We start from the raw sequence: 26,640 nt of genomic DNA on the forward strand, positions 1-26,640 counted from the left end.
AACTTTTTATTTTAAAAAATTAACTAATAGATTAACGCTTATGGTAAAAAAAATCCTACTATCGTTAATTGGAGTACTTGTGTTTGCAGCGGGGGCATTCGCCCAAGCCAAACAAGTGCGCGGTAGTGTCGTTGATGAAAACGGAGCGGCCGTGATCGGCGCTTCGGTTATCGTCAAAGGTACGACCATCGGTGTATCCACCGATCAGCAGGGATTTTTCGTTATGAACAATGTTCCGGCGAAATCCGAGGAACTGCAAATCTCCTATTTGGGGTATGTTACGCAGGATGTGAAGATCCGTCCGAACATGCAGATTACCCTTGTTCCTGACGAGCAGACTATCGAGTCCGTCGTGGTTACGGGTATGACCAAGACCGACAAACGACTCTTTACGGGTGCGGCGGACCGCCTTTCTGCCGACGATGTGAAACTTTCGGGTATGGCCGATATCAGCCGCGGTCTGGAAGGCCGTTCGGCCGGTGTCTCGGTGCAGAACGTATCGGGTACGTTCGGTACCGCTCCCAAGATCCGCGTCCGCGGTGCGACGTCGATCTTCGGCAGCTCGAAGCCCCTCTGGGTTGTGGACGGCGTCATTATGGAGGATGTGATCGACATCGACGCCGACGCACTCTCTTCGGGTGACGCCACGACGCTGATCAGCTCCGCCATCGCAGGTCTCAACGCCGACGACATCGAGAGCTTCAGCATTCTGAAAGACGGTTCCGCAACTTCCATATACGGTGCGCGCGCTATGGCCGGCGTGATCGTCGTTACGACCAAGAAAGGCCGCGCAGGCGAAAGCCGCATCAGCTATACCGGCGACTATACGTTCCGCATGACGCCGCGCTATGCCGATTTCAACATCATGAATTCTCAGGATCAGATGTCGGTATATCAGGAAATGGCCGCTAAGGGCTGGCTCAACAACTCGACTATCGCAAACGCCTCTTCGAGCGGTGTTTACGGCAAAATGTGGGAGCTGGTAAATACGGGCAAACTCGAAAATACGGAGGCTGCGCGCAACCGCTACCTGCGTAAGGCCGAGTACCGCAACACGGACTGGTTCAAGGAGCTTTTCCGGAGTACGTTGATGCACACGCACTCGATCAGCCTCAGCTCCGGTACCGAGAAGTCGCAGTACTACGCTTCGATGAGCGCCATGTTCGATCCGGGATGGACCAAGGCCAGCGAGGTGGAGCGTTATACGGCGAACCTCAACGCTACCTACAATATTTTCGACAATCTGACGCTGAACCTCATTTCGAGCGGCTCTTACCGTAAGCAAACGGCTCCGGGTACGTTGGCCGCGACGACCGACGTGGTATTCGGCGAGGTAAAGCGCGATTTCGACATCAACCCCTACTCGTATGCGATGAATTCGTCCCGGACGCTCGATCCCGATGAATTCTACACGCGCAACTACGCTCCGTTCAACATTCTCGACGAACTTGGGAAGAACTACATCGATCTCAACGTCGTGGATACGAAGTTCCAAGCAGAACTGCGTTACAAACCCGTCACGGGTCTCGAACTGAGCGCACTGGCCGCCATCAAATATTCGGCTACGACGCAGGAGCACAACATTACGGACTATTCGAATCAGGCCCGCGCCTACCGTGCAATGGCTACTACGGTGATCCGTGACAACAACCCGTTCCTGTATACCGATCCCGACAATGCGTATGCAGTGCCTATTTCGATCCTGCCCAAGGGCGGTATCTACAAGCGCCGCGACAACAACATGCTGTCGTACGACTTCCGTTTTGCCGCTTCGTACAATACGGAGATCAACAACCAGCACATTATCAACCTCTACGGAGGTATGGAGGTCAACCAGAGCGACCGTCACGAATCTTGGTTCAACGGCTGGGGTATGCAGTACTCGATGGGCCTGATCCCCTTCTACGCCTACGAGGTATTCAAGAAAGGCAAGGAGGAGAACACCGACTACTTCGGTCTGGCCGACACCCATTACCGCAACGTCGCTTTCTTCTTCAACGGCACCTATTCGTGGAACGGCCGCTACACCCTCAACGGAACCTTCCGTTACGAAGGAACGAACCGCATGGGTAAGAGCCGCAGCGCCCGCTGGCTGCCGACATGGAACGTCGCCGGTGCATGGAACGTACACGAAGAGAATTTCTTCGAGGCGCTGCGTCCCGCACTGTCGCACTTGTCGCTGAAGGCTTCCTACTCGCTGACCGCAGACCGCGGCCCCAGCTTCGTGACCAACTCGCGCGTCGTCATTACGAGCAATACCCCGTGGCGTCCTTCGGCCGGTGTTACCGAGTCGGGTCTGACGATTTACGACTTGGAGAACAGCGAGCTGACTTACGAGAAGAAGAACGAGGTGAACGTCGGTATCGACATGGGCTTCCTGAACAACCGCATCAGCCTCGCAGCCGACTGGTACAAGCGTGACAACCACGACCTGATCGGTGTGATCAACACGCAGGGTATCGGCGGTCAGGTGATGAAATACGGTAACGTCGCCGGTCTGAAATCTTCGGGTGTCGAGCTGACTCTTTCGACCCGCAACATCGAAACCAAGAATTTCAGCTGGTCTACGGACTTCATCTATTCGCACCTGAAAGAGGAGGTGACCGACCTGATGTCGTACAAGCGTGCCATCGACCTCGTATCGGGCACCGGTTTCGGTATGGAAGGCTATCCTTCGCGTTCGATCTTCTCGTTCGACTTCCAAGGCCTGAACGACGAGGGTATCCCGCAGTTCATCAACGAGAAAGGCCAGCTCACGACCACCTCGATCAACTTCCAAGAGCGTAACAACCTCGGACATCTGAAGTATTCGGGTACGGCCGATCCGACGGATTTCGGTAGCTTCGGCAACATGTTCCGTCTCTATGGCTTCAAGCTCAATGTCTTCATCACCTACTCGTTCGGCAATGTGATCCGTCTGGATCCGGTCTTCTCCGAATCCTACAGCGACCTGCTCTCCATGCCGCGCGAGTTCCGCAACCGCTGGATGCGTCCGGGCGATGAGAACCATACGGATATTCCGGTTATCGCCAACAAGCGTCAGGTCAAGAAGGACAACTACCTTTCGCGCGCTTACAATGCCTACAACTATTCGACGGCACGTATCGCCAAGGGCGACTTCATCCGCATGAAGGAGATTTCGCTGACCTACGACTTCCCGAAGCGCTGGATCAAGAAACTCCGTTTCTCGAACATGTCGCTTAAACTTCAGGCTACGAACCTCTTCCTGATCTATGCCGACAAGAAGCTCAACGGTCAGGATCCCGAATTCTTCAATACCGGCGGTGTTGCGGTTCCGGTGCCCAAGCAATTTACGCTGACGCTGAAAATCGGTTTATAACAGACGCTAAAGTTGAAAAATATGAATACGAAAAAAATAACCACGCTAATCGTACTCGCGGCTGCCCTCGTGGCGCTTCCCGCTTGTAACGACTTTTTGGATGAGATGCCGGACAACCGAACCGAACTCGATTCGAGCGACAAGATCACCAGTCTGCTGGTTTCGGCATATTCCGAACATACCTACCCCGTAACCTGCGAATACGCATCGGACAATGTCGATGAAACGGCATTGGTTTCACCGAACTTCGAACCCGAACAGGAAGAGTACTACCGCTGGCAGGACGTTACGGCGGCCGTTACCAACGAAGCGCCTCAGGTCGTATGGAGTCAGTATTACATGGCGATTGCCGCTGCCAACCAAGCGCTCGACGCCATCAAGGAGCTGGGCGGCGCCGACACCCCGCAGCTGAAGGCCGCCAAGGGCGAAGCGCTCATTTGCCGTGCATACGCTCATTTCTGTCTGGCCAATATGTTCTGTCAGGCTTACAATCCGCAGTATGCGTCGGAAGACCTTGGCATCCCCTACATGGAGAAGGCCGAAACGATACTCAACCCCAAATACACCCGCGGTACGCTGGCCGATGTCTATTCCAAGATCGACGCCGACCTGATCGAGGGTCTGCCGCTGATCACCGACGAGTTCTACTCGGTGCCGAAGTACCATTTCAACCAGAAGGCCGCCTATGCCTTTGCAGCCCGTTTCTACCTCTTCTATCAGAAGTGGGACGAGTGTATCGCCGCCGCGAAGGTAGTGCTGGGAAGCGCTCCCGAAACGATGATGCGCGACCTCGAAGCGAACGGCAAGCTGGGACTGCAGTCGGCCGACGGACAGACCCTGCTCCGCACGATGGACTATATCGACTACTCGCACAAGTGCAATCTGCTGCTGCAGACCTCGATAACCGATGCTCCCGGCATTTCGTTCGGTCCTTACAATGCCTACACCGGGTTCTCCCACGGTAACTGGCTGGATCAGACCGAAACCTTCCGCGCTCCGACGGCTCCATGGGGCAGCAGCTATACGCTCTACTCTGCGCCGTATTCAATGAATACCGGTAAAGCCGACAAGTGTTTCGCATGGCGTGCGCCCTATCTCTTCGAGATCAAGGACCCGGTGATGCAGACGGGACTCGCGCATACGGTTTTCCCCGCATTTACGGCCGAAGAGACGCTGCTCTGCCGCGCCGAGGCTTACATCATGAAGAAGGAATACGGACCGGCTCTGAACGACATGAACCTCTGGATCAGCAAATATGTGAAATCCGGCGCCCAGACGCTCACCGAAGCCAGTGTCAACCAGTGGGCGCAGAACACGAAGGAGTATACCCCGGCCAACCCCACGGTGAAGAAACCTTTCGGCGAGACGGCTTTCCCGCTCGAAGCCGGCACGCAGACCAACATGTGCTATGCGCTGCTGCATCTGCGCCGTGTGGAGACCGTACACCTCGGTTTGCGCTGGTTCGACGTAAAACGTTACGGCATTACGATCTATCGTCGCAAGCTGGCCAGCTACAACACGCTCGGAAGCGTTACCGACGAACTGCACGCCCGCGACCCGCGCTGCGCGATGCAGCTGCCGATGGATGTCGTTGCCGCAGGCCTGACTCCTAACCCGAGATAATCAGATGCTAACGATAAAACAGGATATACGATGAAAAAGAATATTATATTACTTATGACGGCAGTGTTCGGAGTGTTCGTTTTGGCGGGCTGCTCCGAGGACGACCTGAAAAAGACGAGTGCTGTCCTCGACTCGCCTACCGTCGAGAACGATTTCGACAGATGGCTTGCCAAGAACTATATGGAACCCTACAACATCGATTTCAAATATCGTTTCAAAGATGTTCTGGGCGACATGGACTACAACCTGACTCCCGCGGATTACGGACAGGCGATCAAACTGGCCAAGCTGACGCTGCACCTGACGCTGCAGGTTTACGACGAAGTGACGGGCAACAGGCAGTTCATCAGCGAGAACTTCCCGAAGATCGTCCATGTTATCGGTTCGCCGGCCTATAACGAAAACAACAACATCGTACTCGGTGTGGCCGAAGGCGGTAAGATGATGACCCTTTATCAGGTAAACATCATCGACTATCTGCTGAGCACGAAGAATATTGCCCAGCTCAACGAGCTATTCTTCAAGACCATGCACCATGAGTTCGGTCACATCCTCCACCAGACGCGGCCCTACTCGACCGACTTCAACGCCGTGACGCCTTCGAGCTACGTCGGCGACGCATGCTTCGACACCTATCGGACGGATGCAGCGGCTCGTCAGGCCGGGTTTATCACGCGTTATTCGTCGAAGGCTCCCGATGAGGATTTCGTGGAACAGCTCTCGCTCTACGTAACCTCGACGGCTGCCGAATGGGAAGCCATTCTCGCACAAGGCGGCAGCGCCGGACGTCCGCTTCTCGAACAGAAGAACGATATCATGCGTGCCTACATGCTCAGCACATGGGATATCAATATCGATGAACTGCGAAAAGTGGTATTACGTCGGCAGAATGAGATTTGGTCGCTCGATTATAACATTTAATTCGTAAAAGAGATGAAAAAACTTATCATATTATTAGCGGTTTTGCCGCTTGTCCTCTCTTCGTGCCTCAAAGACGACAAGGACGCTTTCGGCAAAACGGCCAGTGAGCGAATCCGCGAGGTGCAGGAGGGCACCGAAAAGGCGCTGACCGGAGCTGCCAACGGCTGGCTGATGGAGTACTATCCCAGTGCGACGCAGGAGTACGGAGGCATTGCGATCTACATGAAGTTCCAGAACGGAACGGTTACCGTAACTTCCGAAGCGGGAGGCGCCGGCAAGACCGCCGAGAGTCTCTACTCGTACGATCAGGATTACGGTCCCACGATCAATTTCGACACTTACAATCCGTACTTCCATATCTATTCGGAGCCGAACTCCGGTGTCGGCCCGACCAATACGGGTATGGGAGGCGACAGCGAGTTCATCATCATGAGCTACGCGGCCGACAAAGTCGTTCTGCGCGGCAAGAAGACCCAGAACACCATCGTGCTGACTCCCCTGCCGGAAACCGCATGGAACACGATGTTCGGCAAATATTCTGCGGATGTGACCAAGATGGACAATTTCCGGTCCTACGAACTCGTTCTCAACGGCAAGACCTACGACATTTCGCGCGAGGTGGCGGCCGGTTATAACTCCCGTTATTTTTCGGTTGTGACTGAAAACGGAACGATTCCCGCAAGCTTCATCTACACGCAGGATACCGGACTCAAGTTCTATGAGCCGCTGGTTGTCGACGGAGTGTCGATCGAGGAGATGACTTGGAGCGGCGGCATGTTCACCGACGAGATGAGCGGCGCCCGGATTCAGGAAACGGTATCCAACAATAAGTTCACCTTCGCCGTATCGGACATCAAGGCTACTTCGGTCAACGTAGAAACGACGCCGACTGTTGCAAACGAGTACTACTATTTCGACGTCGTGCCGTCGAGTGCATTCGCAAGTGCATCGGATGAGGAGATTCTGTACGAACTGATGGACGGAATCACGTCGATGAACCAATTGTCGCTCGGCAAAATGATGAAAACGCTGACGGTAGATTCTGACACGGAGTACATACCCTGCGCATTCGGTCTTAAAATCGTAAACGGCTGGATCTATCCGATCACGGAACTGGCAAAGGGCACCGCTTTCATGAGCGGTCAGGGCGATCCGATGTCGCCGGAATACCAAGCATGGCTCGGTACATGGACCGTCACCAGTACGTCGTCCGAAAAGAGCAAGCAGCCGATTACATTCGACATCACGCTTGCCAAGAAGGTCGCCAACACCTCTTATTCGCTGACCGGCTGGGATATTTCGGTCCGCCGACTGACTTGGGCGGGAACTGCCGACTTCAAAGCAACCAACAATTCGTTCGAGATCATAAACGGGCAAGAACTCCCGTATTCGGATCCCAACGGTACGCCGTATCTTATCGCCCGCGGAATCGCAGCATCGGGCACCTATATCGTCTCTGGCAGCTATCCGGCTCTGACCGGCGTTATGAATTCCGACGGAACAGCTTCCGTTTCCTGCTATAAGGGCAAGTTCTCGGACGGCGAGGAGTTTACCGTAGGTACGGTAGGATATTTCATAGATACCGGAGGCAGCTACGGATCTTATGGTCCCGCAGCAGGATTTACATCGGGAGATCATCCGGTCGGACCGTTCAAGATGGTTAAGAAATCGGCTGCCGGCGTCCCCGCCAAAGCCGCTGCTCTGACGAACGTCAATACTGTAATCCGGTACCACAAATTATCGGATATTCCGCAGATGAATTTATCGTCGTTTCAGATCGGCATCAATGTAAAAGCTGCAAAGCTCGAATAAGAGCCCTTGCATTATTGATCAATAGGGGTGGGAGGAGTCATTATCGAATGACTCCTCCCAAATTTTAGAGGGATTACCATCGTTTGATCTGCATGAGTTCGGTATTGCACCGGACTCATGTTTGTCAATGGACTCTTCATAGGCGCGCAGGCGCAGCCGACTGCCGGAGAGGTCTTCAAGCGGAATGCAGGCTGGGACGGTTCGTCTCCATAAAATAATAAATAGAATAATAATTTGCATAAATCCGCACAAAATCGCATATTTGTATCTCAATCTTCCGTTACGAACCATTTATGGAATCTTTTTTGAACCATACGCCGGCGGCATATACTCCCTGTAAATCCGCTCCGGAAGATTTGCAGAGCCTATCTTTTGTCATCTATCCAAAATCATAGTTTATGAACAACAGAAAACTACTCATTTTTGCGTCATTCCTGCTGTTGGCGGGCTGTACGACCGATCCGGATACGGATAATAACGCGGGGGGGGGTACTTCCGCGCAGACTCCGTCGGCCAAGATCGTCAACACCTCCGCCGATGCGGCGGCCGAAACGCTTCTGGTCTATTTCAACGACCGTGCGGTCGAAACCATCGAAAGCACCGCTGCCGCAACCCGCACTGCGGCGACACGTTCGGGAGTCGCCTCCGTAGACGACGTTCTGAGCCGTCTGGAGATCGTTTCGCTGGAACGTCTTTTCACTTACGACGCCCGGAACGAAGAGCAGACCCGCGCCGCAGGGCTGCATAAATGGTACATACTCACCTTCGGCCAAGGCGCGGATCTGGAAAAAGCCGCAAGGGAGCTGGCCGGAGTGGCCGAAGTGAGCCGCATACAATTCGACACGAAACTGCAAAAGGCATCGGTCGGCAATCCCATGCCGTTCAGAATCGACGAGACGGGGACGACCCGCGCCGATTTCTCCGGCAGCGGCTTCAATGATCCCGGACTTCCGAACCAATGGCACTACAGCAACAACGGCGACAAAATGTTCGCGGCTACGACGGCCGCAGGCGCCGACATCAATGTTCCGGAGGCATGGAAACTGACCGGCGGCAGCCCTTCGATCATCGTCGCCATCGTCGATGAAGGCGTGAAATACACCCATCCCGATCTGGCCGACAACATGTGGGTAAATAAGGCCGAACTGAACGGTGCGGCAAACACCGACAATGATGGGAACGGCTATAAGAACGACGTACATGGCTACAACTTCGCTACAAACTCCTCCAATCTGACATGGAGTGTATCGCATTATGACAATAAAGGCAAATACGACGGCGATTCGGGCCACGGCACCCACGTCGCAGGTACGGTAGCCGCCGTAAACAACAACGGCAAAGGCGTCTGCGGCGTAGCGGGCGGCACGGGCAGCAACGACGGCGTGAAACTCATGTCGTGCCAGATTTTTTCGGGCGGCAAGGGCGGCACCATCTCGACTTCGGTCCGGGCGATCAAATACGCCGCCGACAACGGCGCCTCGATCATCCAGTGTTCGTGGGGCTACCCCACTCAGTCGCCGTTCACGTCGGACAGCTATTATGAAAGGAATTACGCCGCGGAAAAAGAGGCGATCGACTACTTCGTCTCGAAAAAGAACAACGACGTACTCGACGGTGGCCTTGCGATCTTCGCCGCAGGCAACGACGCCACCAACTTCGCGAGTTATCCGGGCGGCTACCGCAGCTACGTTTCGGTCACCTCGTTCGGCCCGGACTACCTGCCGGCCTACTACACGAATTACGGTCCCGGCTGCAACGTCGCGGCTCCGGGCGGCGACGCCAGCATCTCGCCCGCAGGAACCAGCGCCGCGCAGGTGCTTTCGACACTGCCTTCCGAGCTACCCGCAGAACTCGGCACCGACGGAGCCGACTACGGCTACATGCAGGGCACCTCGATGGCCTGCCCCCACGTATCGGGCGTCGCTGCGCTGGGACTCTCCTACGCGCTGGCCAAAGGCAGGCATTACACGGTGGACGAGTTCAAATCGATGCTCCTGACCGCCGTAAACGACATCGACTCCTATATCATCGGCGGCACCAAAAACGGCATGGTACTCCGCAACTACCGCAAGAATATGGGCACCGGATCGATCGATGCCTACCAGCTGCTGATGCAGATCGAAGGCACGCCCTGCCTGCCGGCTAAAGTCGGCGTACAGCAGGTGCTCTCGCTCGACAAGTTCTTCGGGCAGGCTTCGGCGAACCTGACCTACAAGAGCGCCGAAATGTCGCAGGCCGACATGGACAAGCTGGGGATCACCGCCGCGCCTGCGTTCTCGTACGGAAAACTGCAGATCAAATGCACCAAACCGGGCGTCGCCAAGATCAAGATCAAGGCCATGGCCGGAAGTTCCTCGGCAAACGGAGAGATGAGCGGCATGGAGATCACCAAGGAGTTCGCGATCATCGCCCGCGCGGTACAAGCCGGCAACGGGGGTTGGTTATAATATAAACGTATGAAAACTATGAGAAAGACTATCTATATCGTACTGGCCGCATTGGGCCTGTGTCTGTTCGCCGGCTGCGGATCGTCGGACAAGGAGAAGGTGTCGCCCACGGCAAAACAGCTCGTCGGCGAGTGGCAGCTCAAGACATGGACGGGCGAGACTCCGCAGGATTTCGATATTTACCTCTCGTTCGGAGCGGACAATACTTTCGAGATATACCAAAGGCTCGCCGAGGTAAAATACCAGAAATTCACCGGCAGTTATCAGGTGCAGAACGACGTGCTCAGCGGAAAATACAGCGGCGACAAGAACTTCGGAAGCACCTACGACATTTCATTCAACGAATCGGGCAGCACGCTGACGCTGACCAGCGCCACGAACGTTACGGAAGTGAGCGTATACGAGCGCAGCACGATTCCGAATTCGGTCAAGGAGGGCGCCGCCGTGATGAAATCCACCCGTTCGGCGGTACGGCTGGCTCTGTAGGCCGTCCGCCGCAAAGGTCAAAACAGAGAATCTCCGGTCTTATGACCGGAGATTTTTTCATGCCGGAGTCATTCACACCCCACCGGCGGCCGATTTCCGGACGCAAACGCCGTTCATGTCCGAAAAACTGTTATATTTGCCCTCTGGAAGAGAAATTATATTTACAGAAACATCAGACGGACAGCCGGATAGCTCTCGATTTCCGTTTTGGCACATTTTTCACTATCTTTGGACAAAATACGTTACATATTATGAACATCACCGAAATTCTGCCCGGCATTCATTACGTCGGGGTCAATGATCGCACGACAACCCGTTTCGAAGGCCTCTGGTCGCTTCCCCACGGAGTTTCATACAACGCATATCTGGTCGCAGACGAGAAGGTCGCCCTGATCGACACCGTCGAAGAGGCTTTCGGAAGCCGTTTGTTCGAAAATATCCGCGAGACGATCGGCGACCGCCCGATCGACTACCTCGTGGTCAATCACATGGAGCCGGACCACTCGTCGTCCATCCGCGCCCTGCGCCTGCTCTACCCCGACATCCGGATCGTCGGCAATGCCAAGACGCTGCAAATGATCCAAGGCTTCTACGGCATCGACACCGGGACGCTCGAAGTCAAGGAGGGCGACACGATTTCGCTCGGCGCGAAGACGCTCTCGTTCTACATGGCGCCGATGGTACACTGGCCCGAAACGATGGTCACGTGGTGCGCCGAAGCCGGGACGCTCTTCTCTGGCGACGCTTTCGGCACGTTCGGGGCTATCGACGGCGGCATCACCGATTCGCAGCTCGACCCGTCGCGCTACTGGGACGAGATGCGCCGCTACTACGCCTGCATCGTGGGCAAATACGGCGGCCCCGTGCAGAAAGCGCTGGCAAAGGTCCGCGGACTGAACCCCACGACCATCTGTTCGACCCACGGTCCCGTATGGCAGCGGCAGATTCCGCAGGTAATGGATATTTACGACCGTCTGAGCCGCTACGAGGGAGAACCCGGCGTAGTGCTCGCCTACGGTTCGATGTACGGCAACACGGAGCAGATGGCCGAACGCATCGCCCGCGAGCTTGCGAGCCGGGGCGTCGGCCCGATCGTCATGTACAACCTTTCGTTCGCCGACGAATCGGTCGTGCTGCGCGACGTGTTCCGCTACGACACGCTGATCGTCGGCGCGCCGACCTACAACGGAGGCATCTACCCGCCCGCGGCGCGCCTGCTCGACCTGATCGCCGCTCGCTGCGTCCCGCAGCGCAACTTCGGGTGGTTCGGATCGTTCTGCTGGGCCGGGGCCGCCGTGCGCGGCATGGGCGAATTCGCGCAGCGCATGAAGTGGGAGCCGATCTGCGATCCCGTGGAGATGAAGCAGGGCTTCTCGTCCGGCTGCCACGACTTCTGCAGCCGGTTCGCCGACGGCGTCGCCGAGCGCTTCCGCCGCTGAACATACACACACCAAAAACTCACAATATGAAAATCGCAGTCGTAGGAACGGGGTACGTCGGTCTGGTTTCGGGGGCTTGTTTCGCCGAAATGGGCCTCGACATCACGTGCGTCGATATAGACAAAAAGAAGATCGACGGGCTGAACAACGGCGTCATCCCGATCTATGAACCGGGGCTGGAAGAGGTCGTCCGGCGCAATGTCGAAGAGGGCCGTCTGCACTTCACGACCGAACTCACGGATTGTCTTGACAACGTGGAGGTGGTCTTCTCGGCCGTAGGCACGCCGCCCGACGAGGACGGCTCGGCCGACCTGAAATACGTGCTGGAAGTGGCCCGCACGTTCGGGCGGAATATCAAGAAATATACGGTGCTGGTGACCAAAAGCACCGTTCCGGTAGGTACTGCGCAGAAAGTCAAGGCCGTAATCCGCGAAGAGCTTGCCCGGCGGAAGTGCAAGGTGCCGTTCGACGTCGCTTCGAACCCCGAATTTCTGAAGGAGGGCGCGGCTGTCAAGGACTTCATGTCGCCCGACCGCGTGGTCGTGGGCGTCGAAAGCGAACGGGCGCGCAAGCTGATGACCAAGCTCTACCGGCCGTTCCTGATCAACAATTTCCGCGTGCTGTTCATGGACATTCCCTCGGCCGAGATGACCAAATACGCCGCCAACGCCATGCTGGCGACGCGAATTTCGTTCATGAACGAGATCGCCAACCTGTGCGATCTGGTAGGCGCCGACGTCGAGATGGTCCGCAAAGGAATCGGTTCCGACGCCCGCATCGGCAGCAAATTCCTCTATCCGGGCTGCGGTTACGGCGGCTCGTGCTTTCCGAAGGACGTGAAGGCGCTGGCCCACACGGCACACGAACACGGCTACACGATGCAGGTGATCGAAGCCGTGGAGCGGGTCAACGAACGCCAGAAGTCGATCGTTTTCGACAAATTGCAGCTGGCGCTGGGCGACCTGCGCGGCAAGACCGTAGCCGTCTGGGGACTCGCCTTCAAACCCGAAACGGACGACATACGCGAAGCACCGGCATTGGTCGTGATCGACCGGCTGCTCGAAGCGGGAGCGACGGTCCGCGCATACGATCCGGTCGCAGCCAACGAATCCCGCCGCAGGCTCGGCGAAGAGCGCGTTTATCATGCCGCGTCGATGTACGAAGCCGCCGAAGGAGCCGACGCCGTCGCGCTGATCACCGAGTGGAAGCAGTTCCGCATGCCCGACTGGACGCTCCTGCGTTCGGCCATGCGCGACAACATCATCGTGGACGGCCGCAATATCCTCGACAAGGAGGAGGCGCTGAACGCCGGATTCCGCTATTACGGCATCGGGAAATAACAGGTGCAGCGGCATCCGGAATGCAATCCGGCAGGCTGCAGGAAGCGGTAACCGTATATAACACGAAGGCCGGAGCATACACTCCGGCCTTCGTGTTATCGTCTCGGCGATCCTACATGCGGACCTTGACGATGATCTTGCGTATGCTTCCCTCGCCCACCATCGGCGCATGGCCGTCCTCAGGCATGAGGATCGTAAACTGACCGGGACGGATCGTGTAGCAGGTCTGCGGCTCGTCGTCGAAGAGCTGAATATCCTTCTCGGCATCGAACCCGCCCAGCGGTTTGCTCAGGACGGCACGTTCGCTCCAGCCGAAGGTCTCGCGCTCGCCGCGGACAAGCACCTGAATGTCGAGATAGGCGTTGTGGATTTCCAGCTTGGCGTCGGCGGGCTTCTTCAATTCGGTATCCATGACATTCACATAAATATCCTTGCCGTCGAGTTCGTGGATACCGGGTTCCATCTTCTCCCAGTCGGTCGAGGCGATGAAACCGAAAGCTTTTTCCAGACGCGGATTCAACGAATAATAGAGCGCACTGTTTTTCAAAGAGTCGAAAATCATAATTATATCGGATTAGTTGTTCATTGCATTTTTCCGCAGCCGGACGACGACGGGATGGTGGTCCGAGTAATCGACCGTGGGCACCTCGTACGAGAGCGCATCGAAACCCTCCGAGCTGAGCACGTAGTCGATCCGCAGGGTATTGAAAAATCCGCGAAACGTATGCGAATAGCCCGAACCGCACTGGCTGAAAGCGTCGTTCAGGCCCTTGGCCATGGTGCGGTAAACGTACGACATGGGCGTATCGTTGAAGTCGCCGCAGACGATGCACCGCGAACGCCACGCCTCCACCACCACCGCGATGCTGTCCACCTGCGCGGCACGCAGCACGCTGTTCTCGCGGAAACGGCCCGCCATGCTCCGCAGTTTGTCCTCGCGCGCCGTATCGGAGAGAAATCCGCGGCTGGTGAGGTAGTCGTTGTCGGCCGCCTTGATCGCCGTCGAACGCAGGTGGTTGTTGAACACCCGAATCGTATCGTCGCCGATCAGCAGATCGGCCCAGACCGAGGTGCCGGGGGTCAGCACGACGCCGGAGCGCAGGATGCGGTATTTGCTCAGGATCACCAGCGGCGCGCCGTAAAGCGAATCGGGCGCCTGCGTACGTCCGAAAACGGCGCTTTCGTACTTCTCGTCCAGCAATGCGAACTCGTCGGACTGCCCGGCCAGCCGCGCGTTGAACTCCTGCAGGCAGATGATATCGGGATTATGGTCGCCGATCAACTGCAGCACGTCTCCCACGCTGCTGAGTCCGTTCTCGCCGTAGAATCCCCGCACGTTATAGGTCATCACCTTGAAGGCGCGGCGGTCGTACCTCTCGTCGCCGTAATTACGGCGGAACTCAGGTCTGTAGAAAAGCGACACCTTGAAAAGCCCGACGACCACCAGCGCGACCATGATTCCGGCCCGCACCAGCCGCCAGCGGATGATCCAATAGAGCGCCAGAACAACCGTGACGACATAGACCGCCGGTGCAGCCAGCCCCAGCACGGGGAAGAACCACACCCGGCCCGGATCGACGTAAGGGACGAAAAAGGTGACGACCATCGTAACGGCCGTTACGGCCGTCAGGAGCGTCATCAGCAGATCGAGCAGCCGCAGCAACAGACTGCGCCGCGGCTTACGGCCGCGGTCGCTGTCATAACCGCTGTAATAGGTCTCGGACATAGGGTCAGAAACGGATTATGCCCCGCTGTTTCCACCATTGGAGCAGCAGGAAGCCCCACAACATGCCTCCCACATGGGCGAAATGCGCCACATTGCCCACACCGCGCCAGCCCAGAAACAGTTCGATGACGCCGTAGATGACGACGAACCATTTGGCCTTCATCGGAATCGGGGGAATCAGCAGCATGATGACCGCATTGGGGTGCAGGACTCCGAACGCCAGCAACAGTCCCATCACGGCGCCCGAAGCGCCGACCAGCACCAGCGGGAATTCGCCGAAAGCCAGCGCCGTCAGGTATTGGATAAGCGCCGCGCCGATGCCGCAGACCATGTAATAGGTCAGAAAGCGTTTCTGCCCCAATTCATACTCAAGCGTACGCCCGAACATCCAGAGAGCGAACATGTTGAAGAAGATATGTTCGAAATTGGCATGCAGGAACATGTAGGTGATGAACTGATAGACATGGAAAAACGGCGTGCCGAGCGACAGTGCGCAGTACTCCATGATCGCATTGCCCGCCTTCGGCAGCAACGCCGTGGCCATGAAGATCAGGACGTTGATGATTATCAGATTCAACACCACCGGGGGCGTCTGGAAATAATTCCTGTTCATAAATTATCTTTTTTCAGTTTTGTTGCGGTTTTCTCCCCGTCCCGTCTCTCAGGGCTGCAAACGCGGCCCGGCCTGCATTCGCAAGCCCGATCCTGCGGGGAGCTGTTTTCAATTTTCCGCCCCGAAAACAAGCCGCATGGAGCCGGCCGGATCAGGGCGCCGAAAATTTATGCAAATGTACGTTTTTCCGCCGGATTATCCCAACTTGGCCCGGATATCTTCGACGGTTATCTCGGCGGTTATGGCTTTGCCCGATGGCGAAAAGCTGAAATTGCCCGAAGCGGCCAGCCGCGCGAGCAGTGCGGCGGCTTCGTCGCGCGACATGAGGCGCGCAGTCTGCTTCGCAGCTCCGCGCGCCATCACGGCGGCGATCTTCTCGCGCCGCACGTCGGCCAGCGACACGGGCGTCGAGAAGGCCTGCAGCAGTTCGTAAAGCAGCTGGTCCACCGAGTCGGCAGGCATGTCGGCCGGCGTGCCCTTCACCTCGACGGCGCAGTCGCCCTGAAAATCGAGATCGAAGCCCAGCGATGCGAATTCGACGGCATTCTCTTCGAGCAGGGCGTATTCGCTGTCCGGAAGCACCAGCCGTTCGGGAAACAGCAACTGCTGACTCACCGACGAACCGCTGCCGAGCATCTTCAGGTAGTCTTCGTAAAGTATCCGTTCACGGGCGCGGCGCACGTCCACCACCACGAACCGTCCGCCCAGCAGGGCGGCGACATAGCCGCCTCCGAGCGGCAGCGGATCGGTAAATTCGGGCCGCCCGTCAACGTCGAGACGCTGTTGCTCGACCGTCGCTTCGGAGGGGATGAATTCTAGCTCGCTGGCATCGAAACCGCTCTCCGAAGTCACTTCGAAGCCCCCGCCCGACACGAAATCCTCGAAGGCGTCGTCCGCCGCAGAGGGAATCGAAAATTCGTCGGCGCCGCTGCCGGCCGCAGGAAATCCCCCGCCCCCGGCGCTGCGCAGGCCGCCCGGCAAAGCGACACCCGAACCGCGTCCTCCGCCGCGCGGAGCGAAGCCCGCGCCGGCATTGTCGGAGAGAGTTTGGCCGTTGTCGCTGAACGGCACGTCGAATCCGGCGAAATCGACGTTCGGATCGGGCGCCGACGGGTCGATGTACTCTTCGCGGAAAGGATTGTATTCGCTGTTGGACATGGCCCGCGGCTCGCTGTAGACCGCCCCTTTGGTCAGCACCGGAATCTCGACGATGCCTTCGCGGTCGAAATCCATCAGCGGCACGGCGCCCGTCTTGGCGAGCGTTTCGCGCACGGCGGCGTTCACGATCTGCCACACGGCCTCCTCGTCGGCGAATTTCACCTCGGTTTTCTGCGGGTGGACATTGACGTCGATGCGCGACGGGTCGATCGTCAGGTAGAGGAAATACGACGGCGAACTGCTTTCGGGAATCAGCTTCTCGTACGCCTTCATGATGGCGCTCGTGAGGTACGAACTCTTGAAATAGCGGCCGTTTACGAAGAGGTACTGTTCGCCGTTGCGCCGTTTGGCGGCGGCGGGACGGCCGATGTAGCCTTCGATGCGGGCGATCGAAGTGTCGGCCTCGACCTCCAGCAGATTCTGCTTGATATGGCGTCCCACCACATCGACGATACGTCCGGCGAGCGACGCCGCACCCAGCGTATAGACCGGGGCGTCGTTGGCGTATAGCTCGAAGGCGATCTGCGGATTGCACAACGCCACACGCTGGAATTCCGACTTGATCTGCGCCGCCGACGTGGTGCTCTTGTCCAGAAAACGGCGGCGGGCAGGCACGTTGTAGAAAAGGTTGCGCACGAAAAACTGCGACCCCACGGGACACATCACCGGGGTCTGTCCGGCGAACTGGCCGCCGTTGATCTCGGTCTGCGTGCCGACTTCGTCGCCCTCCTGCCGCGTCCGCAGTTCGACCTGCGCCACGGCGGCGATCGAAGCCAGCGCTTCGCCGCGGAAGCCGAAAGTATTGAGTGCGTAAATATCGTCCACGGAGGTTATCTTGCTCGTGGCGTGGCGGTCGAAAGCCATGCGCGCGTCGATGGGCGACATGCCGCAGCCGTCGTCCACGATCTGAATCAGGTCCTTGCCGCCGTCGCGGAAATTGACCTTTACGGTGCGTGCGCCTGCGTCGATCGCATTCTCCATCATCTCCTTGACCACCGAGGCGGGACGGTTGACGACCTCGCCCGCCGCGATCTGATTGGCTACGACCTCCGGTAATAATCTGATCTTATCTGCCATCTACTCCTGATAATCGTTGGGTACCACCGTGATAGGCTGCTCCTGCCACTCGACGTCGGAAATGCCCGACTGATCAAGCCCGTTGCGCCGCACCGTCTCTTCGGCACCCGCCGCTTCGGTCTGCGCCGGGGCCGAGGTCCGCGCCCGCAGGAAAACGTCGGCGAGCCTCGGATAGAGAATATAGATGAAAAGCAGCACCAGAACCGCGCCTACGACCATCTTCCAAATGCGGTCGCGGCCCGTCTTCTCCTCCTTGGAACGGCGTGCGGCGCGCGCATCGCGCTGGGTGCGGATATATTGTCCGGGGCGGTATTCACCGCCGGCGTCTTCGGCTCTTTCGCCCCGAAGCTCGGCGCGGCGCTGTTCGCGCGCCTCCTTTTCGGGATCGTAATAACGCGGTATGTAGTTGAACTTGTTCGCGTGCTTCTTGAACGGGGTGAAACCTAACATGGCATGTCCTCCTATTTTTTTGTAAAGATACGAATTCTTCCGCAATTTTATTGCCCCGAATTCCTTTTTCCGGCACGGACGCATGCGTCCGCCGCGCGCGGGAAGCGGGTTGCGGCCGGGGCGGCTCCCGATCTGCCAATACGGCGGAATGCCGGAACCCGCAGGGGTATTCAGCACTCCGCCGTAGAGACGAAACCGTATCGTTTCCTAACGGAAGAAACTCTTCATCCGCTCGAAAATATTCTGGTTTTTGACCGAGTCGGCTTTCTGGAAACCGGGCTGCCGGGACAACTCCTCGACCAGCCGCTTCTCCTCGGCATTGAGTTTCGACGGAATGGTGATGTCCACCACGACCAGCTCGTCGCCGCGGCCGTAACCGTTCACGTCGGGCAAACCCTTGCCGCCCAGACGCAGCACCTTGCCGGCATGCGTTCCCGGAGCGATCTTGATCTTGGCGCGGCCGTCTACCGTCGGCACCTCGACCGTACCGCCCAGCAGAGCCAGCGTCACGGTGATATTGAGGTTGTGAATCAGGTCGTTGCCGTCGCGCATCAGTTCGGGATGCGGCTCCTCTTCGATCAGCACTTGCAAGTCGCCGTTGACGCCGCCGTGGCGCGCGGCGTTGCCCTTGCCCGTGACGGTGAGCATCATGCCCTCGCCCACGCCGGCCGGAATCTTGATCTCCACGACCTCCGAACCGCGGACGGTGCCTTCGCCCTTGCACTTGTCGCAGGGCGAAGTGATGACCTTGCCCGTACCGCCGCAGGTCGGGCACACGCTCTGGGTCTGCATGCGGCCGAAAAAGGTGTTTTCGACGCGCGTCACATGGCCCGTGCCGTTACACGTCGAGCAGGTCGAATAGGAATCGGCGTCCTTGGCTCCCGTGCCGCCGCACTTGTCGCAGGCGACGGTCTTGTTGATCTTGAGCTTCTTGGTGACGCCGTTGGCGATCTCGGCCAGCGTCAGCCTGACCTTGATGCGGATATCGGAGCCGCGGTTCACGCGCCGGCCGCCGGACGACGACGAACGGAACCCGCCCCCGCTGAAATGTCCGCCGAAAATGTCGCCGAACTGCGAGAAAATATCCTCCATCGAGAAGCCGCCGCCGCTGAATCCGCCGAAACCGCCTCCGCCGCCCGCCGCGCCGCTCATGCCGGCATGGCCGAACTGGTCGTAACGGGCACGCTTGTCGGGGTTCGACAACACGTCGTAGGCTTCTGCTGCCTCCTTGAACTTCTCCTCGGCCTGCTTGTCGCCCGGATTCTTGTCCGGGTGATACTGAATGGCAGCCTTGCGGTAGGCCTTCTTTATTTCGTCGGCGTTAGCGTTCTTCTGGACGCCCAACACTTCGTAGTAATCCCTCTTTTCAGCCATCTTCTTACTCTCCTACAACGACTTTTGCAAAACGCAGCACCTTGTCGCCCAACATGTAACCGGTCTGGACGACGTCTACGACCTTGCCCTGCATGTCCTCTCCGGCGGCGAACTTGGCCACGGCCTCGCATAGGTCGGCGTCGAACTCCCGGCCCTTGACGTCGATCTCGGTCACGCCCTTCTGACGCAGGGTTTCGGTAAATTTCTGCGATATCAGGTTTACGCCGGCGCGCAGCGCTTCGATATCGTCGCTCTTCTGCATGGCATCGACCGCCCGCTGCACGTCGTCGCGCACGGGAAGCATCGCCAGCAAGACGTCGCGGCCTCCGGTCTGCACCAGATCCATCTTCTCCTTGAGCGTACGCTTGCGGTAGTTGTCGAACTCGGCCTGCAGACGGATGTATTTATCCTGCCATTCGGCGACTGCCGCCGCTAAATCGGGCGTGGCGCCGCTGTCGGTCGCGTCTGCCATTGTGTCAGTCCCGTCCTGCGGCTCGTCTGACACATTGGCACAGGGTTCGCCGTCGCACGAGGGATAACCGTCGCCCGGCTCGAACCCTTCGTCGCCGTTAATGGCTTCATTATAAGCTTTTTCCTTTTTCATATATAGTTGTTTTTCAGATTTTCCGTCTTATAGTCGATCAAATTGTATACCAACCTCCGGAAGGGCCTATCCGATGATGAAAATAGCAGGGCGTTTGTTCATCGCGGGCAGTTCGGCGGCACGCCATTCGCGGACGCGGAGCGTGCGGATGAATTCGCCGGGAGCCGTGATGTCCATGGCCACCGTCAGCCGCGTTTCGGGCGCAAGGGTCTGCAACAGCTGCTCCATCAGCTTGACGTTGCGGTACGGGGCCTCGATGAAGAGCTGGGACTGGCCTTCGGCGTGCGCGCGGCGTTCGAAACGGCGGATCGCCTGCACCCGTTCGGGCGGTTTGACGGGCAGGTAGCCGTTGAAGGCGAACGACTGTCCGTTGAGCCCCGACGCCATGACCGCCATGACGATCGACGAAGGTCCGACGAGCGGCACGACACGGATTCCGCGGCGGTGGCAGGCTTCGACCACCAGCGCCCCCGGATCGGCGACGCCCGGCACGCCCGCTTCGGAAATCACGCCCGCCGAACGCCCCTCGACGAGCGGTTTCACCAGCTCTTCGACCTCACGCCCGGCGACGGTATGTTCGTTCAGTTCGCGGAAGCAGAGCGTGTCGATCGGGCGCGCCGCGCCCGCTTTCGACAGAAACCGCCGCGCCGTGCGGGTATTCTCGACGATAAAATAGTCGAGCGAATCCATAACGGCGCGGTTTGCTGCGGGCAGCACGTCCCACGGCGCCGTTTCGTCCGAGATCGGACACGGGATCAGATAGAGTGTTCCGTACATTTTTTCAGTTCAGCGATTTTTCGTTCCAACAATCCGACACGGTTCGCAATGCGGACATACTGCACGGCGAACCAGAGACTCAGCGCCATGGCCCCGACGATCACCAGACCGGGCAACCCGCCGAGACAGAGCCAGCTGAGCAGAAATCCCGCGATCGAAAGCGTCAGCGGAGCTTTCCGGACAAGAAAGGCCAGTGCCGCGTAGACGCATGCCAGCGCAGCCATGAAAATCCCGACGGCCCGCATCGTCGCGTCGCCCCCGGCATGCACCAGCACGACCACGCCGCCGACAAGCGCGAAAAACGCGGCGCAGAGCATCGCGACCTTCGCCCGGCCCAGCTGGTCGAGGGCCGACTCCGCTTCGACGCGGGCCGTCAGCAGGCGGGTTTCGAGACACTTCACGGCCTGCATCCTCTCCGCCGGACAGTTGCAGGCGGGACATTTGTCCGCTCCGGGCGCGATCAGGCCGCCGCAGTCGTAGCACTTCATCCCGTTATTCCTTGAGATAGATGCGTTTCACACGTCCCGAAACCGAGGTCATGATTTCATACGAGATCGTATCGAGCACACGGGCCATCGTTTCGAGGTCGTTGCCCGGCACGGGCGAGAAGACCGACACTTCGTCGCCCTCCTTCACGCCGGGAATGTCCGTAATGTCGATCATGCAGCTGTCCATGCAGACCCGGCCGATGATCGGCGCAGGCTGTCCGGCCACGAGCACCGACCAGCGGCCGCAGCCCAGATGCCGGTCCAGCCCGTCGGCATAGCCGATCGGTATCGTGGCCGTGGTGGTCGGCCGCGTGAGCTTTCCGGCGCGGCCATACCCCACCGCATCGCCCGCAGGCAGGCGTTTGATCTGCACGATGCGGGTTTTGAGCGTCGAGACGGGACGCAGGGCGTCGTTGTGCCGGAACCCGAAGCCGTAAAGCCCCAGCCCCAGACGGCACATGTCGAACTGCGCTTCGGGGAAGCGCTCGATGGCGGCCGAATTGGCCGTATGGCGGATGACCGGATAAGGCAGCGAGGCGGCGAGCTGCGCGCTCATGCGGTCGTAGAGGGCGATCTGCGCCCGCGTATAGGCATCCTCTTCGGGCATGTCGGCGCAGTTGAGGTGCGAGAAGACCGAAGCCGCCTTGACCTGCGGCGTCGCGGCGAGCGTCGCGCACAACTGCGCGATCTCCTGCTCCACGAACCCCAGCCGGTGCATGCCCGTATCCAGCTTGACGTGAATCGGATAACGGCTCTCGCCCGCGTGCGTCACGGCATCGGCGAAAGCGCCGAGCGAGTGGAAACTGTAGATTTCGGGTTCGAGCCGGTTGGCGATCATCACGTCGAAGCTGTCGGCGTCGGCGTTGAGCACCACGATCGGCATCGAAATCCCCCGCTCGCGCAGCAGTACGCCCTCGTCGGCGAACGCCACAGCGAGATAGTCCACGCCCTGATGCTGGAGCATCTGCGCGACTTCGAAATCGCCCGCGCCGTACGAACCGGCCTTGACCATCGCCACGAGCCGGGTCCCGAAGCTCAGCTTCGACCGGAAATAGTTGAGATTATGGATCATGGCGTCGAGATCGACCTCCAGCACCGTCGTATGACTTTTGCGGGAGAGCAGGTGCACCAGTTTTTCGAAACGGAAATCGCGTGCGCCTTTCAACAGGATCGCACGCCCGGCCACGGCGTCGCGGTTGATGCGCGCGACGCATTCGTCGGTAGCCGTAAAGAACTCCTTGTCGCAGGCGAACAGCGCGGCATAGCGTTTCAGGCGGGGACCGATACCGATCAGGAAGTCGATTCCGGCGCGTGCGACCATGCCCGCCACGCGGCCGTAAAGCTCGTCGTCCGAGAGACCGCTCTGCGAAATGTCCGACAACACGAGCGTACGGCGGCGGCTCAGCGCCACGCTGTGCAGGTAGTCCAACGCCAGCGCCAGCGAATTGAGGTCAAGGTTATAGGCGTCGTTGATAAGTATCGAGTCGTTGATGCCCTCCTTCACTTCGAGACGCATCGCCACCGAAGGAGCCCCGGCGAACGAAGGGGCGGGATAGCGCATCGCATCGCAGAACGCCTCGACGATCTGGGCGTTGCGGCGCGAAGCGGCGTTGCCTATGACCGATTCGGGCACTTCGGGATATGAGGCGGCATCGACGGGACGGCGATCGGCGAAATGCGCCGCGACCATACGGCCCAGCGGCTCGTAATAGCTGTGGTAGATGATTTTGGAAGCGCTGCGGGCGAGAATCATCTTCTCGTCGCATTTCTGTTCCAGATTGATGAAATTCTCCTGATGGGCGTCGCCGATCGAAGTGAAGATCACCGCGTCGGGGCGGATAATGCGTTCGAGCCGCTCCATCTCGCCGGGTTTCGAGATGCCCGCTTCGAAAATCGCCAGTTCCTCGTCGCCCTCCAGCATCAGCACCGAAAGCGGCACGCCCAGCTGCGAATTGTAACTCTTCGGCGAACGGTAATATTTCATGCCTTCGGGCAGCTCCTCGGCGATCCACTCCTTGATGACGGTCTTGCCGTTCGAGCCGGTGATGCCGACCACCGTGCCCCGGAACTGCGCCCGGTGATAGGCCGCCAGCCGCTGAAGGGCTTCGATGGCGTTGTCCACCTGCACGAAACCGCACTCCCCGGTGCACGAGGAGGCTTCGACACCCCGCTCGACGAGGAACGCACGCACGCCCCGGCTCTGCATGTCGGCGATGAAATCATGCGAATCGTGGTTCGCGCCGCGCATGGCGACGAACATCGGGCGACACCCCAGCTCGCACGAAAGCGACCGGCTGTCGGTAACGACCGACCGCACCTCGGAATCGCAGCCCGAAAACTTTCCGCCGCAAATGGCGGCAATACGTGAAAGTCTGTAATTCATCCTCTTATCATTTTTCCGTTCCGTCCGCCCTGCGGTCTGTAGGCATCTGCCCCGCATTCGGCCGGAACGCCGCGAAAAATCGTCAGTCCATCTTAAAAGTCACGATCGTAATGCCCGCCCCGCCGCGGTCGGCATGCTCGTCCTTGGCGCTTTCGACCTCAGGAACCGTGCGCAGATAGCGGCGGATCTCCTCCTTCAGGGCCCCCGTACCCTTGCCGTGAAGGATCGAAACCGAACCCACGCCCACCATCAGGGCGTCATCGACGAAATCCTGCACGGCGTCCAGCGCTTCGGCGGCGCGCATGCCCCGCACGTCGATATGGTCCCTGAAATTGAGTTTGCGGGCCGAAATATCGACCGAGACCACCGTACGGGCCGTCTGCGGGCGCGTCGCTTCGCGGAACTCGCTGTTCGACACCACGGTCAGCAGTTTCTTGTCTACCGTAGTAAGTATCTGCCCGAAGGCGACCTGCGCTTTCTTCCCCTTGACCGACTGCACCACGCCGACCATATCCTGCCCGGCCATGCGGACCTTGGAACCGGTTTCGACCTCGCGGGGTTTGGGCGGTTCGGGGGCGGCCGCCGCCTGCGCTTCGCCGCGCTGGGTTTTGCGCTCGATGCGCCGCTGGCGGCGGCGTTCGATGCGCTCGATCTCACGGGCCACCTGCGCGTCCTTCTCGGCCGTATCGGCCTGCTCGACCGCATCGCGGAAGTCGTCCAGCTCGCGGCGCGCCAGCCGCGTCAGCTCTTTTTCGGCCTGCGCTTCGCGGATGGTCCTGATCGTATTCTCGATCTGCTTGTTGGCGTCGGCGATCAACCGCTGGGCCTCCTGCTTGGCCTTTTTCAGAATCTCCTGCCGCTCGGATTTGATCTTCGCCAACTGCTCGGCGTAAGTCTGCTCCAGCTCTTCGACCTTGCGGTCCGTCAGGCGGATGCGGTCGCGTTTCTGTTCCCAGTAATGTTTGTCACGGGCGATTTCGCGCAGCTGCTTTTCGATGTTGATATGGTCGCTGCCGGCCTTCTCGCCCGCAATGCGGATAATCTCTTCCGGCAGGCCGATCTTGCGGGCGATCTCCACGGCGAACGAACTGCCGGGCTTGCCCGTTTCGAGCCGGAACAGCGGCCGGATATGCTGCACGTCGAACATCATGGCGCCGTTGGCGATGCCTTCGGCGTTCGACGCATAATACTTGATATTGGCGTAATGGGTCGTGATAACGCCGTAGCACCCCTTGGCCAGCAGGCGTTCGAGGATGGCTTCGGCGATGGCGCCGCCGATGACCGGCTCGGTACCCGACCCGAATTCGTCGATCAGCACCAACGTCGCGGAGGAGGCCCCGGCCAGCATGTTCTTCATGTTGAGCAGGTGCGACGAATAGGTCGAAAGATCGTCGTCGATCGACTGCTCGTCGCCGATGTCGATGAAGATCGACCGAAACACGGGCAGCTCGGAGACCTCCGACGCCGGCACGAGGAAACCGCACTGGAACATATACTGCACGATGCCCGTGGTTTTCAGGCAGACCGACTTGCCGCCCGCGTTAGGCCCCGAAATGACGAGGATATGCTTGCGGCGGTCCAGCTGCATGTCGAGCGGCACGACCTCGCGGCCCTGCGCCCGGAGCGTCTGCTGCAGCAAGGGATGGCGGGCGTTTTTCAGCACCAGCCGGTCGTCGGTCGAGACGATCGGCTTCACGCAGCCGTTCTCCGAGGCCCAGCGCCCTTTGGCGCGCAGCATGTCGATCTCGGCGAGGTAATCGCCCGAATCGGCGATCAGCTCCGCATCGGGACGCACCGAATCGGTGAACTCCGAGAGGATGCGGACAATCTCGCGCCGCTCGGCGTATTCCAGTTCGCGCAGTTCGTTGTTGATCTCCACCACCTCGACCGGCTCGACGTAGAACGTGCGTCCGGTAGCCGACTCGTCGTGGATGAAGCCCTGCAGTTTGCGCTTGTTGGCCGCGGCGACCGGAATCACGGCTTTGCCTTCGCGGATCGAAATCTGGGCGTCAGCATCGACGATGCCGGCGTTCTTGGCGGCCGACAGCACGGCCTGCAGACGCTTGGCGGCCTGTCCCTCGCGTTCGCGGACGGCGCACCGGATCTCCAGCAGACCGGGCGAAGCGTTGTCCTTCACGTTGCCGAAGCGATCGACGATGGCGTCGATCCGCTGCACGATTTCGGGAAAGGCCGCGACGCCGCGGCTGCGGGCGTGAAGCGCCGGATATTGTTCTTCGCGGTTGAGAATGAACGCGACGATGCCGCCGACGACCGTCAGCGCACGATGCAGCGTCACCACTTCCTCGACGTCGAGGAACGAGCCTTCGACGCGCAGCTTGGCGACAATATGATCGACGTCGGGATACTCCCCGCCGGGAAATTCGTGTTCCATATCGAGCAGCAGACGCATCTCGTCGGCAAGCGTCAGCCGCCGGGCGATCTCGCGCGCCGAAGTCGAAAAGGTCTCGCCGGCCAGCCGCGCACGGGCGGCACGCATGGTACAGCGCGCCGCAACCTGTTCACGAAGCCGGTCGAAGCCGATCTTCTGCTCGAAGTTTGCAGGATAAATCATGGTGCTATGT

19 protein-coding genes are annotated in these 26,640 nt (G+C 58.9%); 8 read left to right on the forward strand and 11 right to left on the reverse strand.

From position 1 onward, the window contains the following. Window positions 1-40: 40 nt before the first annotated feature. The 8 genes from HMPREF9720_RS11715 to HMPREF9720_RS11750 all read left to right on the forward strand — a co-directional run bounded on the left by HMPREF9720_RS11715 (window position 41) and on the right by HMPREF9720_RS11750 (window position 13,408). Window positions 41-3,340: a SusC/RagA family TonB-linked outer membrane protein gene (locus tag HMPREF9720_RS11715; protein ID WP_039940595.1), complete on the forward strand. Its 3,300-nt coding sequence runs from the start codon at window positions 41-43 to the stop codon at window positions 3,338-3,340. A 21-nt stretch (window positions 3,341-3,361) separates the two neighbouring features. Continuing rightward, complete coding sequence (locus HMPREF9720_RS11720) at window positions 3,362-4,963, forward strand: RagB/SusD family nutrient uptake outer membrane protein (protein ID WP_009598642.1); 1,602 nt, start codon at window positions 3,362-3,364, stop codon at window positions 4,961-4,963. A 30-nt stretch (window positions 4,964-4,993) separates the two neighbouring features. Further along, on the forward strand, window positions 4,994-5,884 hold the full coding sequence (locus HMPREF9720_RS11725) for a zinc-binding metallopeptidase (RefSeq protein WP_009598587.1): 891 nt from the start codon (window positions 4,994-4,996) through the stop codon (window positions 5,882-5,884). Between the two features lie 12 nt (window positions 5,885-5,896). Beyond that, on the forward strand, window positions 5,897-7,696 hold the full coding sequence (locus tag HMPREF9720_RS11730; protein WP_009598610.1) for a DUF4302 domain-containing protein: 1,800 nt from the start codon (window positions 5,897-5,899) through the stop codon (window positions 7,694-7,696). A gap of 398 nt (window positions 7,697-8,094) precedes the next feature. Next, window positions 8,095-10,143, forward strand: coding sequence for a S8 family serine peptidase (locus tag HMPREF9720_RS11735; protein ID WP_009598652.1), 2,049 nt, complete (start codon window positions 8,095-8,097; stop codon window positions 10,141-10,143). 18 nt (window positions 10,144-10,161) lie between these two features. Beyond that, a complete protein-coding gene (locus HMPREF9720_RS11740; protein ID WP_039940598.1) occupies window positions 10,162-10,629 on the forward strand; it encodes a lipocalin family protein in 468 nt (155 codons plus the stop codon). A 251-nt stretch (window positions 10,630-10,880) separates the two neighbouring features. Then, window positions 10,881-12,068, forward strand: coding sequence for an FprA family A-type flavoprotein (locus HMPREF9720_RS11745; RefSeq protein ID WP_009598603.1), 1,188 nt, complete (start codon window positions 10,881-10,883; stop codon window positions 12,066-12,068). 26 nt (window positions 12,069-12,094) lie between these two features. Then, window positions 12,095-13,408 carry a UDP-glucose dehydrogenase family protein gene (locus HMPREF9720_RS11750; protein WP_009598637.1) on the forward strand — a complete coding sequence of 438 codons (1,314 nt, stop codon included), beginning with the start codon at window positions 12,095-12,097 and terminating at the stop codon, window positions 13,406-13,408. A gap of 112 nt (window positions 13,409-13,520) precedes the next feature. Here HMPREF9720_RS11750 and HMPREF9720_RS11755 read toward each other — a convergent pair whose 3' ends face one another. The 11 genes from HMPREF9720_RS11755 to HMPREF9720_RS11805 all read right to left on the reverse strand — a co-directional run bounded on the left by HMPREF9720_RS11755 (window position 13,521) and on the right by HMPREF9720_RS11805 (window position 26,630). After that, on the reverse strand, window positions 13,521-13,970 hold the full coding sequence (locus HMPREF9720_RS11755; protein WP_009598600.1) for a YhcH/YjgK/YiaL family protein: 450 nt from the start codon (window positions 13,968-13,970) through the stop codon (window positions 13,521-13,523). 12 nt (window positions 13,971-13,982) lie between these two features. Continuing rightward, entirely contained in the window at window positions 13,983-15,134 is a 1,152-nt protein-coding gene (locus HMPREF9720_RS11760) for an endonuclease/exonuclease/phosphatase family protein (protein ID WP_009598601.1), read from the reverse strand. A 4-nt stretch (window positions 15,135-15,138) separates the two neighbouring features. After that, window positions 15,139-15,747 carry a rhomboid family intramembrane serine protease gene (locus tag HMPREF9720_RS11765; protein WP_009598629.1) on the reverse strand — a complete coding sequence of 203 codons (609 nt, stop codon included), beginning with the start codon at window positions 15,745-15,747 and terminating at the stop codon, window positions 15,139-15,141. 195 nt (window positions 15,748-15,942) lie between these two features. Next, window positions 15,943-17,982 (reverse strand): DNA mismatch repair endonuclease MutL, encoded by a 2,040-nt coding sequence (gene mutL, locus HMPREF9720_RS11770; protein ID WP_009598634.1) that lies wholly within the window; start codon window positions 17,980-17,982, stop codon window positions 15,943-15,945. Then, the gene (locus HMPREF9720_RS11775) at window positions 17,983-18,432 is read right to left on the reverse strand and encodes a hypothetical protein (RefSeq protein ID WP_039940613.1); all 450 of its coding nucleotides are present in this window, start codon (window positions 18,430-18,432) and stop codon (window positions 17,983-17,985) included. It abuts the gene before it with no gap. 207 nt (window positions 18,433-18,639) lie between these two features. Further along, window positions 18,640-19,806 carry a molecular chaperone DnaJ gene (gene dnaJ, locus HMPREF9720_RS11780; protein ID WP_009598639.1) on the reverse strand — a complete coding sequence of 389 codons (1,167 nt, stop codon included), beginning with the start codon at window positions 19,804-19,806 and terminating at the stop codon, window positions 18,640-18,642. Between the two features lie 4 nt (window positions 19,807-19,810). Next, window positions 19,811-20,410, reverse strand: a complete 600-nt coding sequence (locus HMPREF9720_RS11785) for a nucleotide exchange factor GrpE (RefSeq protein ID WP_009598651.1) — start codon at window positions 20,408-20,410, stop codon at window positions 19,811-19,813. Window positions 20,411-20,476: 66 nt separating this feature from the next. After that, on the reverse strand, window positions 20,477-21,187 hold the full coding sequence (locus tag HMPREF9720_RS11790; protein WP_009598638.1) for an SAM-dependent methyltransferase: 711 nt from the start codon (window positions 21,185-21,187) through the stop codon (window positions 20,477-20,479). Further along, window positions 21,166-21,675 (reverse strand): hypothetical protein, encoded by a 510-nt coding sequence (locus HMPREF9720_RS11795; protein ID WP_009598641.1) that lies wholly within the window; start codon window positions 21,673-21,675, stop codon window positions 21,166-21,168. The genes HMPREF9720_RS11790 and HMPREF9720_RS11795 overlap by 22 nt, the downstream gene beginning before the upstream one ends. A 4-nt stretch (window positions 21,676-21,679) precedes the next feature. After that, window positions 21,680-24,058: an alanine racemase gene (gene alr / locus HMPREF9720_RS11800; protein ID WP_009598625.1), complete on the reverse strand. Its 2,379-nt coding sequence runs from the start codon at window positions 24,056-24,058 to the stop codon at window positions 21,680-21,682. A gap of 82 nt (window positions 24,059-24,140) precedes the next feature. Further along, entirely contained in the window at window positions 24,141-26,630 is a 2,490-nt protein-coding gene (locus HMPREF9720_RS11805; protein WP_009598617.1) for an endonuclease MutS2, read from the reverse strand. Between the last annotated feature and the right edge of the window lie 10 nt (window positions 26,631-26,640).

Source organism: Alistipes sp. HGB5, assembly GCF_000183485.2.
Taxonomy (GTDB): domain Bacteria; phylum Bacteroidota; class Bacteroidia; order Bacteroidales; family Rikenellaceae; genus Alistipes; species Alistipes finegoldii.